The 13615-nt window shown below is 63.0% G+C and carries 17 protein-coding genes and 2 pseudogenes; 2 read left to right on the forward strand and 17 right to left on the reverse strand.

The genetic code is table 11. The features are described from left to right. Positions 1 to 82: 82 nt before the first annotated feature. From K426_RS02100 to K426_RS02130, 8 genes are all read right to left on the reverse strand, one after another. Entirely contained in the window at positions 83 to 787 is a 705-nt protein-coding gene (locus tag K426_RS02100; protein ID WP_013521170.1) for a glutathione binding-like protein, read from the reverse strand. Then, positions 784 to 1398, reverse strand: coding sequence for a TetR/AcrR family transcriptional regulator (locus K426_RS02105; RefSeq protein ID WP_013521171.1), 615 nt, complete (start codon positions 1396 to 1398; stop codon positions 784 to 786). The genes K426_RS02100 and K426_RS02105 overlap by 4 nt, the downstream gene beginning before the upstream one ends. Before the next feature lie 63 nt (positions 1399 to 1461). Then, the gene (locus K426_RS02110; RefSeq protein WP_013521172.1) at positions 1462 to 2256 is read right to left on the reverse strand and encodes an SDR family NAD(P)-dependent oxidoreductase; all 795 of its coding nucleotides are present in this window, start codon (positions 2254 to 2256) and stop codon (positions 1462 to 1464) included. Position 2257: 1 nt separating this feature from the next. Beyond that, on the reverse strand, positions 2258 to 2974 hold the full coding sequence (locus K426_RS02115; protein ID WP_013521173.1) for a glutathione S-transferase family protein: 717 nt from the start codon (positions 2972 to 2974) through the stop codon (positions 2258 to 2260). Continuing rightward, entirely contained in the window at positions 2971 to 3960 is a 990-nt protein-coding gene (locus K426_RS02120; RefSeq protein WP_013521174.1) for a DMT family transporter, read from the reverse strand. Before K426_RS02120 ends, K426_RS02115 begins: the two co-directional genes overlap by 4 nt. Continuing rightward, positions 3957 to 4166, reverse strand: a complete 210-nt coding sequence (locus tag K426_RS32320) for a hypothetical protein (RefSeq protein ID WP_237229884.1) — start codon at positions 4164 to 4166, stop codon at positions 3957 to 3959. Before K426_RS32320 ends, K426_RS02120 begins: the two co-directional genes overlap by 4 nt. After that, on the reverse strand, positions 4139 to 4618 hold the full coding sequence (locus K426_RS02125) for a peroxiredoxin family protein (RefSeq protein ID WP_237230029.1): 480 nt from the start codon (positions 4616 to 4618) through the stop codon (positions 4139 to 4141). The genes K426_RS32320 and K426_RS02125 overlap by 28 nt, the downstream gene beginning before the upstream one ends. An 87-nt stretch (positions 4619 to 4705) precedes the next feature. Continuing rightward, positions 4706 to 5164 carry an ATP-binding cassette domain-containing protein gene (locus K426_RS02130; RefSeq protein ID WP_443018204.1) on the reverse strand — a complete coding sequence of 153 codons (459 nt, stop codon included), beginning with the start codon at positions 5162 to 5164 and terminating at the stop codon, positions 4706 to 4708. Positions 5165 to 5353: 189 nt separating this feature from the next. On the opposite strand from K426_RS02130, the gene K426_RS02135 reads away from it, so the two are divergent. Next, the gene (locus K426_RS02135; protein WP_066553272.1) at positions 5354 to 6241 is read left to right on the forward strand and encodes a LysR substrate-binding domain-containing protein; all 888 of its coding nucleotides are present in this window, start codon (positions 5354 to 5356) and stop codon (positions 6239 to 6241) included. Positions 6242 to 6319: 78 nt separating this feature from the next. Then, a pseudogene (locus tag K426_RS02140) lies at positions 6320 to 6619 on the forward strand (transposase); the annotation flags it as partial. Between the two features lie 188 nt (positions 6620 to 6807). Here K426_RS02140 and K426_RS02145 read toward each other — a convergent pair. From K426_RS02145 to K426_RS02180, 9 genes and pseudogenes are all read right to left on the reverse strand, one after another. Beyond that, positions 6808 to 8355, reverse strand: coding sequence for an IS91-like element ISPps1 family transposase (locus tag K426_RS02145; RefSeq protein ID WP_008328818.1), 1548 nt, complete (start codon positions 8353 to 8355; stop codon positions 6808 to 6810). Between the two features lie 108 nt (positions 8356 to 8463). Then, complete coding sequence (locus tag K426_RS30040; RefSeq protein WP_371295092.1) at positions 8464 to 8619, reverse strand: hypothetical protein; 156 nt, start codon at positions 8617 to 8619, stop codon at positions 8464 to 8466. 67 nt (positions 8620 to 8686) lie between these two features. Further along, positions 8687 to 9016, reverse strand: a pseudogene (locus K426_RS32325) (IS481 family transposase); the annotation flags it as partial. Between the two features lie 111 nt (positions 9017 to 9127). Next, positions 9128 to 9439 carry a hypothetical protein gene (locus tag K426_RS02155; protein ID WP_008651550.1) on the reverse strand — a complete coding sequence of 104 codons (312 nt, stop codon included), beginning with the start codon at positions 9437 to 9439 and terminating at the stop codon, positions 9128 to 9130. Positions 9440 to 9687: 248 nt separating this feature from the next. Then, entirely contained in the window at positions 9688 to 9978 is a 291-nt protein-coding gene (locus tag K426_RS02160) for a putative quinol monooxygenase (RefSeq protein WP_066553278.1), read from the reverse strand. A 111-nt stretch (positions 9979 to 10089) separates the two neighbouring features. Next, complete coding sequence (locus tag K426_RS02165; protein WP_066553280.1) at positions 10090 to 10755, reverse strand: HvfX family Cu-binding RiPP maturation protein; 666 nt, start codon at positions 10753 to 10755, stop codon at positions 10090 to 10092. 254 nt (positions 10756 to 11009) lie between these two features. Next, positions 11010 to 12557 carry an IS91-like element ISPps1 family transposase gene (locus K426_RS02170; protein WP_008328818.1) on the reverse strand — a complete coding sequence of 516 codons (1548 nt, stop codon included), beginning with the start codon at positions 12555 to 12557 and terminating at the stop codon, positions 11010 to 11012. A 108-nt stretch (positions 12558 to 12665) separates the two neighbouring features. Next, positions 12666 to 12887: a hypothetical protein gene (locus K426_RS02175; protein ID WP_066553282.1), complete on the reverse strand. Its 222-nt coding sequence runs from the start codon at positions 12885 to 12887 to the stop codon at positions 12666 to 12668. A gap of 93 nt (positions 12888 to 12980) precedes the next feature. Beyond that, positions 12981 to 13604 carry a glutathione S-transferase family protein gene (locus tag K426_RS02180; RefSeq protein ID WP_197672746.1) on the reverse strand — a complete coding sequence of 208 codons (624 nt, stop codon included), beginning with the start codon at positions 13602 to 13604 and terminating at the stop codon, positions 12981 to 12983. Positions 13605 to 13615: the final 11 nt, after the last annotated feature.

Genomic DNA, 13615 nt, shown 5'->3' on the forward strand with positions numbered 1-13615 from the left:
CTCCCTGCAGCAGCTGGCGCACGCCCACGTCGCGTGATTGCTTTGACTTTGAGTAATCGCTGGTGTGTGCACCATAAACGTATCAGCGCGCCTGCGGGCCTGCGGCAGTTTGACCGAACAGAAGCTTCTTGCCCTCCTCCGTCACCGCAGGACGCGATGCGAAAGGCTCGCCGCGCGCATAGGCCCTGATCGTCGCGGGACGATTGCGAATCGCATCAAACCACCGCCGCAGACTGGGGAACTCGTCGAGTTCCTGCTGCTGGCGCTTCCACGGCACCACCCAGGGGTAGGTCGCCATGTCCGCGATCGAATAGGTTTCACCTGCGAGATATTCCTGCACGGCCAGGCGTCGGTCGAGCACACCGTACAGGCGATTGGTCTCGTTGACGTAGCGCGTGATGGCATAGGGGATCTTCTCGGGCGCATAGATGCCAAAGTGATGGTTCTGACCGGCCATGGGGCCGAGTCCACCGACCTGCCAGAAGAGCCATTCCAGCACCGCCTTGCGCTCACGCAGGTCGGTCGGCATGAAGCGACCCGTTTTCTCCGCAAGATAGACCAGGATGGCGCCCGATTCAAAGACGGTCACGGGCTCCCCGCCGTCGACCGGCTGCATGTCGATGATCGCAGGCATCCGGTTGTTCGGCGAGAACGCGAGGAACTCAGGCTTGAACTGGTCGCCCGCACTGATGTCGACAGGATGAATGCGGTATTCGAGGCCAGCCTCCTCCAGAAACATCGTGACCTTGTGGCCATTGGGCGTGGGCCAATAGTAGAGGTCGATCATTTGCGACTCCGTCGTTGAGATGTGCCGGCGCCATCGAGCAGCGCCAATGCGGGCCGGACAAGCCCACGCAGCAATTCCGGTTCTGGCCGCGATCGCGCGAGGACGCGCAGCCCCATTAGCAAGCCGAGCAGCATCCGGGCGAGATCATCGGCCGGCAACGTGATGTTGATCGCGCCGGCATCTTGGCCGGCCTTGACGCAACGGTAGAAGAAGGCCTCCATGTCGCGCAAGACAGCGGCCAGTGCAGCCTGAAACTCCGCGTCGTGAGGTGCCAGCTCCAGTGCCGAGTTCACGATCAGGCATCCCTTGCGCTGGTCGTCGGCCAGCGACAATTCGATGATCTCATCGAAGAACGCACCGATGGCCGCACGAGGTGCCAACTGGGACTCGAAGCGCCGGACCCGATCGCAAAAGCCTCGCTCGACATAGTGTTCGAGCGCCTGCCGGTACAGCGTGCGTTTGTCGCCAAACGTGTTGTACAGACTGGGGCCGGCGATACCCATCGCGTCGGCCAGGTCCCGCACCGAGGTGGCTTCGTAGCCCCTCGACCAGAAGCATTGAATCGCGGCATCGAGGGCCACTGCTTCGTCAAACTCTCTGGGGCGCGCCATGATCGTTCCTGGATCGGTTCGTGGTTGGCTTCGTGAGTGGATGCGGTGCTTGATGCCGCGTCGTCACAATGCGCTGTGGTCCTTGACCGCCTCTTCCAGCGCGCTCTTGAGCGTCAGGAATCTCGCATCGACCGCTACCGGATCGTTACGGTTGAGCGCAATCATCTGGGCTCTCGCCTCCCCGCCCCGGATGACCTCGAAAGCGTTCGCCTCGATCCCGGCGACGATGGCATCGGCCACCGCAGAAGCAGGCTCGCGCGAAAACCCCAGTTCGGGACCAGCGCGATTCGACTTCATCATCGGCGTGTCCGTGCCTCCAGGATAGGCCGTCAACACATGAATGCCTTCGCCCTTGAGCTCGCGCCTGAGCGCCTCGCCAAAGCGAGCCAGACCTGCTTTCACCGCGGCATACGTTGCATAGAAGGGTGCGCCGACCAGGGCAATGCCGGAGGCGACATTCACCACCATGGCATCTCCGCTGGCCCGCAGAGCGGGGAGCGCCGCGCGGGTCAACAAGACTGGCGCGAGCAAGTCGACGATCACCATCTGCTCGATATCGGCTTCCGTGGTGTTCTCCAGCCGGCCAGCCCGCACGCCGCCGGCGTTGTTGACGAGGATGTCGAGTCCGCCCAGCGTCTGTATCGCCTGGTCCAGCGTGGCCGCGCGTCCCTCGGGACTTCCCACGTCAGCGCAGACGCCCGTCGCCGAGTCAAGGCTGCGCAGTGCATCGTCCAGGACGCTTCTGCGCCTTCCGGTGATGACCACCCTGGCGCCTCGCGCGATCAGCGCATGGGCCAGCGCGAGGCCGATCCCGCTCGATCCGCCCGTGACGAGGACCCGCTTGTTCTTCAGTTCCATTTCAAACTCCTTGCGCCGATGCAGGGGGATAGTTCGACGGGAAGAGCGCACGCTTGGTCTCCTCGTCGTTGATCGCCTTGAACGCATGGCTCTTGGCGAGCGCCCGGGCGCGAGCGACCGCCGGACGCGCATCCACGCCTGCGAACCACCGCTTCAGTTCGGGAAAGGGCCCCAGAGGATCCTCGGCGCCCTTGCGCACGCGGGAAGCGCGATCGAGCCAGCCCCAGGCGGAGATGTCGGCGATCGTGAAACCGCTGCCGACGATGAACTCGCGTCCGGACAGGTGATCGTTGAGAACCTGATAGTGCCGCTCCGCCTCGCGGCGGTAACGATTGGCCGCGTAGTCCAAGCCCTCGGGCGCGGCGAACTGGAAGTGCACCGCCTGCCCGGAGAACGGCCCCAATCCCGAGGCGATGAAGAGCAGCCAGGACAGCAACTCCGGCCGATCCTCGGACGTGCCCAGAAGCTGGCCGGTCTTTTCCGCCAGATAGATCAGGATGGCGGTCGAGTCGAAGACCCTGACTTCGTTGCCGCCCGGCCCCTCGGTATCGACGATGGCCGGTACCTTGCCGTTCGGATTGATCGCACGAAAGGCGGGCGCATGCTGCTCGCCCTTGCTTGTGTCGACCGGCAAGGCTTCGTAGGCCAGACCGGTCTCCTCCAGAAAGAGCGCGATCTTTGCGGGGTTGGGGGTCGGATGAAAGTAGAACCGGATCATGGTGTATGCCTCGTGGTTGCGGAAATCGATGGCTTCGCTGCTTTACGGGCAGGACGTGCTGCCAAGAGCACGCCGCCAACAACGACGGCAAGTGCAACGCACTCTCCACCAGACGGCAGCTCTCCAAGTACGGGAATGGCGGCCAGCGAAGCAACGACCGGAATCAGGGCGATGATGGCTGTGGCCGCAGATGGGCCCAGAAGCGCGACAGAGCGATTGAAGGAAACGATCGCAACGCCGCTCATCAGGACGCCCTGATAGACGGCCTGCAAGCCGATCTCGCTGGGTGAGGCCATGGCGAGGCGACTGAGCCCGCCAAAAATATAGATCGGCAGGAAGAGGATGGCCGACCAGAAGCAGATCAGGGCTGCGGCCTGCACAGGTGTCAGGGCGCTGCGCCGAAAAAGCAGCGTGTAGACGGCCCACATGGCAGCGGCAGTCATCAGGGCGATGAGGCCCATCGGGTTCATGCCACCGTGAGCGGAAACACCGCCTGCAACCATGAACACCAGTCCGATGATGATGGCGAGGTAGCCACACCAGCGCGCGCGGCCCTGTTTCTCTTTCAGGAAAATCCACGCGAAGGCGCCGGCGAATACCGGCATCAGGGTCGGCGCTATCGCTGCCGCGCGGCCGGCCGACGTGAGCTGCAGGCCGAGCGCGACCGCCAGGACGAAGGGCAACCCCCAAAGGCAGGCATAGACCAGCCCCTCACGCCATTCCTTGGCTGATAGGCGTCTCTTTCCCCGCAACAGCACTGGAAGAAGAATGACGGCACCGATGCCGAACCGCAGCGCGGTCACATCCCACAGGCGAAGTTCGCGCGTGACACTGAAGCGCGTCACGACGAACCAGCCCGCAAAGATCGTGACGCTGAGCCCGGCCCAGCAGAATCCGCGCAAGACGTTCCGGGATGATCTCTGAGGCCACGACGCGGCAGCCGGTCCGACTACCGCTTCTTGCACCAAGTCGACGGCCTGCGTCACGTAACCGCCTGCTCTTGCAGCGCCGCAAGAAGTCGCTGCGGGGCCAATCGCTGCCGGTAATCGACCTCGATGAAAGCCAGCGAGATCCTCTGGTTCGGCGTGATCACATAGGTGGCGGGAACGGGCAGCTCCCAACTGGCGTCCCCATTTATGCTCGGCAGCGCCTTGTTGCTGGAACTCAAGGCATCGCGCAGTTCCTGCGGCAATGATAGACCAGCCCGAATTGGCGAGCCACGTCATTGCCCAGATCGCTCAGGACGTTAAACGTCAACGCCTCGCGCTCCGCGGTTGACAGTGATGCGTCCGGAAGCTGAGGTGAGATGGCCAGCATGCTTGCGCCAAAGGATGCCAACTCGGGCAGCAAGGCCTGGTAGGACCGCAGTTGGAGGTTGCAGTACGGACACCAGCCACCTCGATAGAAGGTCACCACCACAGGACCTTGCTTGAGAGCAGCGGACAGCGACACCGTGCCGCCTTGGGCGTCCGGCAACGAAAAGTCGGGGGCCCTGTCTCCCTCCTTCAGCGCAGCGTGCCTCGCAAAGGTCGATCGCAGTTCCTCGATCCTGGACTCATAGAGCGCGACCCGGCCGGCTGGAGCGGTGCGGGCGAACTCCTTTCGCAATTCTTGCAGTTGTCGATCAAGATCAATAACGGCCACTTGGATCTCCCTTCGAGCAAGGCAGTCGCGGCGGGGATCGCAGCGGACTCCCGTTATTTTATATCAGTCGATAAAAAATGGCTTGTGTCAAGCGTTTTGCCTGAATGCAGGTCGCATCAGAAGCCTATACAGGTCAATGGCCGCCAGCGCCTCCAGCTTGTCAGCCTTGCTCCAAGGCCACAACGACGCCAGAGATCCGCGGGTGGCGAGCTTGCCCATCAACACATTGGCCAGCACGCTTTGCCGCCCGATCAGGTGGTGCTGCTGGAACACCATGCCGCAGTGGCGCCGATGCTCAAGAAGGTTGCGTTTTGAGACGGTGCCGCCCGGCAGATCGGCCACCGACACCTCTCCGTCTGTGGGGCTAACCAAGCCATTGATGCTGCGCAGCAGCGTTGACTTTCCCGCGCCCGACGCGCCCAGCAGCACAAGGAACCCGCCATGCTGTACCTCCAGCGAGGTGGGCGCAAGCGCTGTGTGACCATCGGCATAGGTCACCGTGATACCCCGCAAGCTCAGATGGCTCTCGCGAATTGCAGTTTTCATAGCTCGGTTTCATTTGTTGTGGTGCGCTAGACGCACACCAGGACTCAAGTGGTCAGAGGTATCTCTCGGGAAAGAGGAGGTTCTGGAAGAAACAGCTTCAGTGGAAGCACAGCTCAAGTCTGGGTGACCAAGGTGTCATGAATATGAAACTTTCATCCCTAAAAATGAGGGCACCCATAGATCACATCAATGTCTGGACTCAGCCTCCTCGCAGCCTTGAAGGCCTTTGACGCAACGGCCCGAGCCGGCAGCATGACCGCTGCCGCGAGAGTGCTCGCTATTCAACAACCGACTGTTTCTTCACACATACAGCGCCTGGAGGTCGACTTCGGCGTGGAGCTTTTTCATCGGCGCGGGCGGCGGCTTGAACTCACGTCCTTTGGACGCACTCTGTTGAACTACACCCGGCGTACCTTCAGTGGCGAGGAAGATGCGCACGCACTGCTCGCTGCTGCGAAAAATCAATACGTAGGGCGACTGGTCATCCATGCCATCGGGCCGCACAACGTGCTGCCCGTGTTGAAGCTGTTCATGAAACAGTTCCCCCAGGTCAACGTGGCTGTTGGCGTAGGCGACTCGCGAACCATCACTGAAAAGATTCTTGACTACCAGGGAGACGTGGGCATGGTGCTCAATCACGTCGCTCACCCAGATCTATTTGGCGCGGCTTACCGTACCCAGCGATTGGTGATATTCGGCAACACCCAACACCCACTCGCGCAACGGGCCACTCTCAAACTGCGTGATCTGCAGGGTCAGAGGTTCGTCATCCGAGAGGAAGGATCGACGACCAGACGCGTGTTTGAACAAGAACTAAAGGAGCGAGGCGTCGAGGTGCAGGTGGCTCTGGAGATGGGCAGCCGCGAGTCCGTTCGAGAGGCGGTGGCGGAGGGGCTGGGCCTAGGCGTCGTGGCGGAAACAGCCTACAGGCCGGATCCTCGCCTTGTTAAGTTAACTATTTCAGACACCAGCATGGCGACACAGGTGCACTTCATCTGTAGAAAGGAGCGGCATCAAGCTCCACTGATCTCGATCTTCCTGGGTTTGGCGCATAGCGTAAGTCAGAAAATTGCCTAGGAGCCTGTCGGACTTTCCCACCTTCCGCCCAGAGACTCCATCCGAGACAATCGGCTCCGAATCACCGAGACCTCGCCGATGAGCCGCTTCGTTCCCGTAGATCGAGACACCGCCTACCTGTTACCACCGTCGGTGGACGAATGGCTGCCCAATGACCACTTGGCGCGCTTTGTCGTCGAAGTCATCGAGCAACTCGATCTGAGCGATCTGGTGCGCCAGTACGCGGGCCGGGGCTCGGCGGCGCACCACCCAGCCGTGCTCCTGGGACTGCTCATTTACGGCTACGCCAACGGCGTGCACTCCAGCCGCAAGATCGAGCGCGCCACCTATGACTCGGTGGCGTTTCGCTACGTGGCGGCCAACACCCACCCCGATCACACGGATAGGAAATTCAACCGCATGAGGCCAAGTATGGCACGAGTTTTGGGCCTCGAAACACGTTCGGCCAAGGAAGGTTGAGCGCTCGCTTGCCGCTCAATGGCAAGAGCTTGGGAGGCAGTATGCATTTGGGCCTGGCGCGCGCGCAGCTGCTTCCCCGCAGCGATGGATACCGCCGCTTCACTGGGTCACCAATTGACGCGCTGGTCTACCTCGTCGGGTTGAGCTGCCAGATCCCAATCCGGCTCGCCTTGCGCACCATCATCCACCGGCGCGTCGCAGCCCTCCCACAGCGGTGGCCCGCGTGCCGGGGTGATGTGCGGGGGGGCAGACTCCACCCCGATGTGGTTCAGGATGTGGCGGATTTCGGCGCTGTGGGTGATGAAGGCAATGATGCGCATCTGCCCACCGCACATGGGGCACAGCAGCGGAAATGCCTCGTAGATGCGGGCAATCAGCACCGCCCACAAGTAATGCGCCGCTCGCTTCGGGCGTGCTTCAGGTTCGGGTGTGGGTGTGGCCGCGTTGCCCGGCGCCGCCACCCCAGGTACGCCCGCGCCAGGTTGTGCAGTCTCCACCGTGGCTGGTTGCGACGCAGCAGGCTGAGCCAGCGCCGTTACCGCCGCTCTCAGCGGCGAGTTTGGTGCCAGCACACCAAAGTAGCGGTGCCGGTGGGTGCGTGGCGGTGGCACCAGCGCGGCGATGCGGTCGATCAGTTCCAGCGGTGTGAGGTGCAGCTCATCTGCCTTGGCACCACGCTTGTCACTGGTGGGCTCGCTGCGCTGTTTGGCACAGCGGTACACCAGTTTGCTTCCCTCTTTGCGTAGGCGCTCCATGGAAAACGGTGGACGCGCGCAATAGCGCAGCAGCCGCTCCAGCGCAGCGCGGTCGTGGGCTTCGATGCACACCCCCGCATCCACCGAGAAGCCGCTGTGTTTGTAGCCCAGCATGTCTTTGGCGTCACAGTTCTCCAGCAGGCCCCGAGCAACGAAGGCGCGCAGGATGCGTTTTTGCAGTGTGGTCTGCACTGGGGCCACGGTAGCCGCATCGATGCCGGTGGCCGCGTGAAAGATGACACCCGGCGATGAGATTCGAGGGGTCGCATCAGCATCGCCCTCGCCCTCCACTTCCTCAAACACCCCGTCCACCACACAAACGTGGAAGTGGACGTGTTCATTGAGGCTGGAGCCGAATCGGTGAATGAAGGCGATGGCACCGATGTGCAGGCCTGCCTTGTCCATATGGGCCGCACCGGGGCTGTGGGTCTGCAGAGTTTGTGCGATCACCCGCAGAAAGATGCGCAGCACCATGCTCAGCACCGCTCCGTCGCGCTGCATGAAGTAACGAAGCCGCTTGGGAACCGACAGCACCCACTGGCGCACCGGCAGGCGGGGGAATACGTGATCGTTCAGGTGCGCTGCTGTCTCCACCATGCGCCGGGTGGTGCACGAGGGGCAGACTCCCCGGCCTTTGCAGGAGAAGGCTACAAAGTAGTCGTGCCCACAGTCGCCGCAGCGAGCGCGGGCAAAGCCATGGGCAAAGATGCCGCACTCAAGATACTTGGCAAACGCTTTGCGCACGAAGGGCTTGGGGGTGTGGTGGTCGCCCTGGCCGTCGAACTGACCCGCGCTGGCCAACTCTAGCCAGGTCTCGTAGTGCTCGGCTACCGTTTGGTAGAGCAGCGTGCGTTCGGGGTGGCGTGGGTTGTAGAGCTTGGGCTTGGAAGTGGCTGACATGAATGCTGTACAAATGCACAGTATTCTGCGGCGATTGTTTGGGTACGCAAAGCACAAGGCCCGAACCGTCGCCAGTTCGGGCCTTGTCAGGGTAGCTTGGCTGCGGACTTACTTGCGCGCAGGCGGCACATCCGTGCAGCTGCCATGCGCCACTTCCGCCGCCATGCCGATGCTCTCGCCCAGCGTCGGATGCGGGTGGATGGTCTTGCCGATGTCCACTGCGTCCGCACCCATCTCGATGGCCAGGGCGATCTCGCCGATCATGTCGCCGGCGTGCGTGCCGACGATGCCGCCGCCCAGGATCTTGCCGTGGCCCCGGCCAGCATGGCATGGTCCAGCCGGGGTGCTGACGGTACTGCTCGACCAGCGCTTCGATGATGGCTGGGCTCAGACTGACGAAGTGGCCGCAATCGTCGCGCAGTCGGTTCTTGAGTTGATCGACCGGATCCTGGACGTGACGGGCCCGGTAATACCAGCGTTCGATGGAAGACGCGCCGAACTGAACGTCGGCGCCGGTGATGGGGTGCCGCCAGACCTTGGCGGCCAGTGCCTGGAACGCTTGCTGCAATTCTCCTTTGGCAGGCGGCGAAGCCAGCAAAGGGCCAATGACCGAGAAGCGCAAGCGCGCCCATCGGTTGCGATGATCAATCGATAGTGACATGACTCTCCGTTGGGGGGATAACGGGAGCAGGCTACGGGCAGTGCGGGTGACCCGCCATCGACATGTTCTGCGGGAGATTCCCCTATCTGGCGCATCCCTCAGCCAGCGTGGTCAGGCCGGGCCCAGCAGCAGAAGCAACACCGCGGCCAGACGCTCGTCTTCGCTGTCGTGCTCGACCGATTGCAGCAGGCAGTCGGGATAGATGAACGGCTCGGGCGTTGGCGGGATGAGGCCACGCAGCCACCGACCGACGGGGGTCTTGGGGAAGGTCTCGGTCCACCACTGACGCCAGCGCTTGAGCGTGGCCCAACTGATCGCCGGCAGGCCGTCCAGGCAGGCGCCAGTGGCACGGCTCGATCGCAGTACCAGGACAATGGCCAGCCAGACACGCCGGCCGAGAAAGCGCACCGAATCGGGCGTCATGCGTTTGCGGCATCCGGCACAGCACAGGCTCAGGCGCGTATTGCAGTTTCAGAAGACGTTGTGAGGCGGGATAAAGCCAGGAATGCTCCGAATTATCCTGTCATCGGCGCTCCCGCGTAGAGCCCGCCCCCGCGAAGGCGGGCGGGAACCCGTGTTTGAAGCGCTGGATGCCCGCCTGCGCGGGCATGACGGTTATTCAGAGTGGCCCTGGGTGAAGCGGAGCGGCGCTGGCCGCTCCGGCGCGAGGCTCAGGCTTTCTTGTCGAAGTAACGGATCGAAGGCGGCGCGGCAACCCAGTTCGCGAGCTGGCCGATCACGCCGGTCTCGGTGCGCCAGGCGAAATATTTTTCATAGGCCTGACGGGATTCCCAGACTTCAATCGCGACGATATTGGTGGGGTCGTCCTGATTCTGGTGCGCGTAAACCTCGATGCAGCCCGGGTAGGTGCGGGTCGACGGCAGCAATGCGCCGAGGCCCTCGATGGTGTCCTTGACGCATTCGGGTTTGACTTTCAGTTCGAGCAGTACGGTGCAGGTCATGGGGTTCTCCTTCCGGTTGTGTGGCGGGTTTGAATTGTTATGGTCCGCGTGAGCGGGCCCCGGATACTAGGGCAACCCCGCCACCGTGCCAAGCGGCTCGGACGCACAGAATCAGTCAATGGCGACGGCGCCGGTGCGACGGGCCAGCCAATAGTCGAGGCTGACGTACCGCCCGCCCCCCGCGAAAAACAGACTGAGCAGCATGATGAAATAGGTGGCGGCAAACTCGATGCCGTTATTCAACACCACGAAATTGCCTTTTTCGGTAAGCCAGTCGTAGTTGCCGTGCTCCCGCAGCAAGCTGCGGGCCGCGTTCACCCGCTGTCCGACTTCGACGCTGTTCTCAAGACTGCGCGCGGCGGCAGGAATACCCATCATCGCCAGCACCTTGGCGGTGCTGGTGTCGGGATCACCGGGCGCGATCGCGAACCAGCCGTGCTGCCAGTGCACCGTGGCGGTCGCGACCGCCATGGAAATCAGCAGAGGCAGCGCGAACCAGCGCACCGCCAGCCCGAGCAACAATGCCAACCCGCCGAACAATTCGGCACTGGCCGCCAGCGCCACCATCAGCGCAGGAACCGGCAACCCGAGGCCCCAGTCGGGATTGCCGAACCAGGCGACCATATCGTCCCAGTTGCGGAATTTGTGCAGCCCGACCGCGATCATGACCGGCGCCAGATAGAGTCGCATCAACAGCGGGGGAAGGCCGTCGAGATGGCGCAGGCGCCGGAACAAGCCCTGGTGCAGTTTGCCGTACGCGGTGATCGGTCCAGACATCGGAGGCCCTCCTGTCGGGTGGTGATGGCGATCCCGCGCCGGTGATTGCGGCGCGGCAACAGTGATACGGATAGGAAATTCAACCGCATGAGGCCAAGTATGGCACGAGTTTTGGGCCTCGAAACACGTTCGGCCAAGGAAGGTTGAGCGCTCGCTTGCCGCTCAATGGCAAGAGCTTGGGAGGCAGTATGCATTTGGGCCTGGCGCGCGCGCAGCTGCTTCCCCGCAGCGATGGATACCGCCGCTTCACTGGGTCACCAATTGACGCGCTGGTCTACCTCGTCGGGTTGAGCTGCCAGATCCCAATCCGGCTCGCCTTGCGCACCATCATCCACCGGCGCGTCGCAGCCCTCCCACAGCGGTGGCCCGCGTGCCGGGGTGATGTGCGGGGGGGCAGACTCCACCCCGATGTGGTTCAGGATGTGGCGGATTTCGGCGCTGTGGGTGATGAAGGCAATGATGCGCATCTGCCCACCGCACATGGGGCACAGCAGCGGAAATGCCTCGTAGATGCGGGCAATCAGCACCGCCCACAAGTAATGCGCCGCTCGCTTCGGGCGTGCTTCAGGTTCGGGTGTGGGTGTGGCCGCGTTGCCCGGCGCCGCCACCCCAGGTACGCCCGCGCCAGGTTGTGCAGTCTCCACCGTGGCTGGTTGCGACGCAGCAGGCTGAGCCAGCGCCGTTACCGCCGCTCTCAGCGGCGAGTTTGGTGCCAGCACACCAAAGTAGCGGTGCCGGTGGGTGCGTGGCGGTGGCACCAGCGCGGCGATGCGGTCGATCAGTTCCAGCGGTGTGAGGTGCAGCTCATCTGCCTTGGCACCACGCTTGTCACTGGTGGGCTCGCTGCGCTGTTTGGCACAGCGGTACACCAGTTTGCTTCCCTCTTTGCGTAGGCGCTCCATGGAAAACGGTGGACGCGCGCAATAGCGCAGCAGCCGCTCCAGCGCAGCGCGGTCGTGGGCTTCGATGCACACCCCCGCATCCACCGAGAAGCCGCTGTGTTTGTAGCCCAGCATGTCTTTGGCGTCACAGTTCTCCAGCAGGCCCCGAGCAACGAAGGCGCGCAGGATGCGTTTTTGCAGTGTGGTCTGCACTGGGGCCACGGTAGCCGCATCGATGCCGGTGGCCGCGTGAAAGATGACACCCGGCGATGAGATTCGAGGGGTCGCATCAGCATCGCCCTCGCCCTCCACTTCCTCAAACACCCCGTCCACCACACAAACGTGGAAGTGGACGTGTTCATTGAGGCTGGAGCCGAATCGGTGAATGAAGGCGATGGCACCGATGTGCAGGCCTGCCTTGTCCATATGGGCCGCACCGGGGCTGTGGGTCTGCAGAGTTTGTGCGATCACCCGCAGAAAGATGCGCAGCACCATGCTCAGCACCGCTCCGTCGCGCTGCATGAAGTAACGAAGCCGCTTGGGAACCGACAGCACCCACTGGCGCACCGGCAGGCGGGGGAATACGTGATCGTTCAGGTGCGCTGCTGTCTCCACCATGCGCCGGGTGGTGCACGAGGGGCAGACTCCCCGGCCTTTGCAGGAGAAGGCTACAAAGTAGTCGTGCCCACAGTCGCCGCAGCGAGCGCGGGCAAAGCCATGGGCAAAGATGCCGCACTCAAGATACTTGGCAAACGCTTTGCGCACGAAGGGCTTGGGGGTGTGGTGGTCGCCCTGGCCGTCGAACTGACCCGCGCTGGCCAACTCTAGCCAGGTCTCGTAGTGCTCGGCTACCGTTTGGTAGAGCAGCGTGCGTTCGGGGTGGCGTGGGTTGTAGAGCTTGGGCTTGGAAGTGGCTGACATGAATACTGTACAAATGCACAGTATTCTGCGGCGATTGTTTGGGTACGCAAAGCACAAGGCCCGAACCGTCGCCAGTTCGGGCCTTGGCAGGGTAGCTTGGCTGCGGACTTACTTGCGCGCAGGCGGCACATCCGTGCAACTGCCGTGGGCAATCTCCGCCGCCATGCCGATGCTCTCGCCCAGCGTCGGATGCGGGTGGATGGTCTTGCCGATGTCCACTGCGTCCGCACCCATCTCGATAGCCAGCGCGATCTCTCCGATCATGTCGCCCGCGTGGGTGCCGACCATGCCACCGCCCAAGATCTTGCCGGCCGGCTGTTCTCGAACCATATCCCCGACTACCGCAACCTGATGGCGGCCTACTCCACCGTCAAGGCCAGCAAGTAAGTCCTGCGTCCCGGGCGGCGCAGCGCCGCCCGGCGCTCAATCCAGCTTCACCTCCAGCCCGCGCGCCACGCCGGGACGGGCCACCAGGCGCTCGTACCAGCGGCCGACGTTGGGAAAGTCGTCGAACGAGACCTGGTGCTTCTCATGGCGCCAGGCCCAGCCGAAAATGGCGAAATCGGCCACCGAGATCTCGCCGGCCACATAGTCCCGTCCCGCCAGCCGCCGGTCCAGCACCCCATAGAGCCGCCGGGTCTCGGCCATGTAGCGCTGCAAGCCGTAACGGCGGTCCGCCTCCGGCTCCACGCCCAGGAAATGATGCACCTGTCCCGGCATGGGCCCGAAACCTCCGACCTGCCACATCAGCCATTCCAGCACCGGGATGCGCGAGGTCAGATCGGCCGGTAGAAACCGGCCGGTCTTCTCGCCCAGATACAGCAGAATGGCGCCCGATTCGAAAATGCTGACGGGCGCGCCCGCCGGCCCCTGCGGGTCGACGATGGCGGGAATGCGCCCGTTGGGGCTGAGTTCGAGAAAGGCCGGCAGATGCTGCTCGTCTTTGCCTATGTTCACGGGATGGATCGTGTAAGGCAGCCCCATTTCCTCCAGCGCAATACTGATCTTGCGCCCGTTGGGGGTATTCCAGGTATAGAGGTCGATCATGATCTGCTCAG

It is taken from the genome of Sphingobium sp. TKS (genome assembly GCF_001563265.1).
GTDB lineage: Bacteria > Pseudomonadota > Alphaproteobacteria > Sphingomonadales > Sphingomonadaceae > Sphingobium.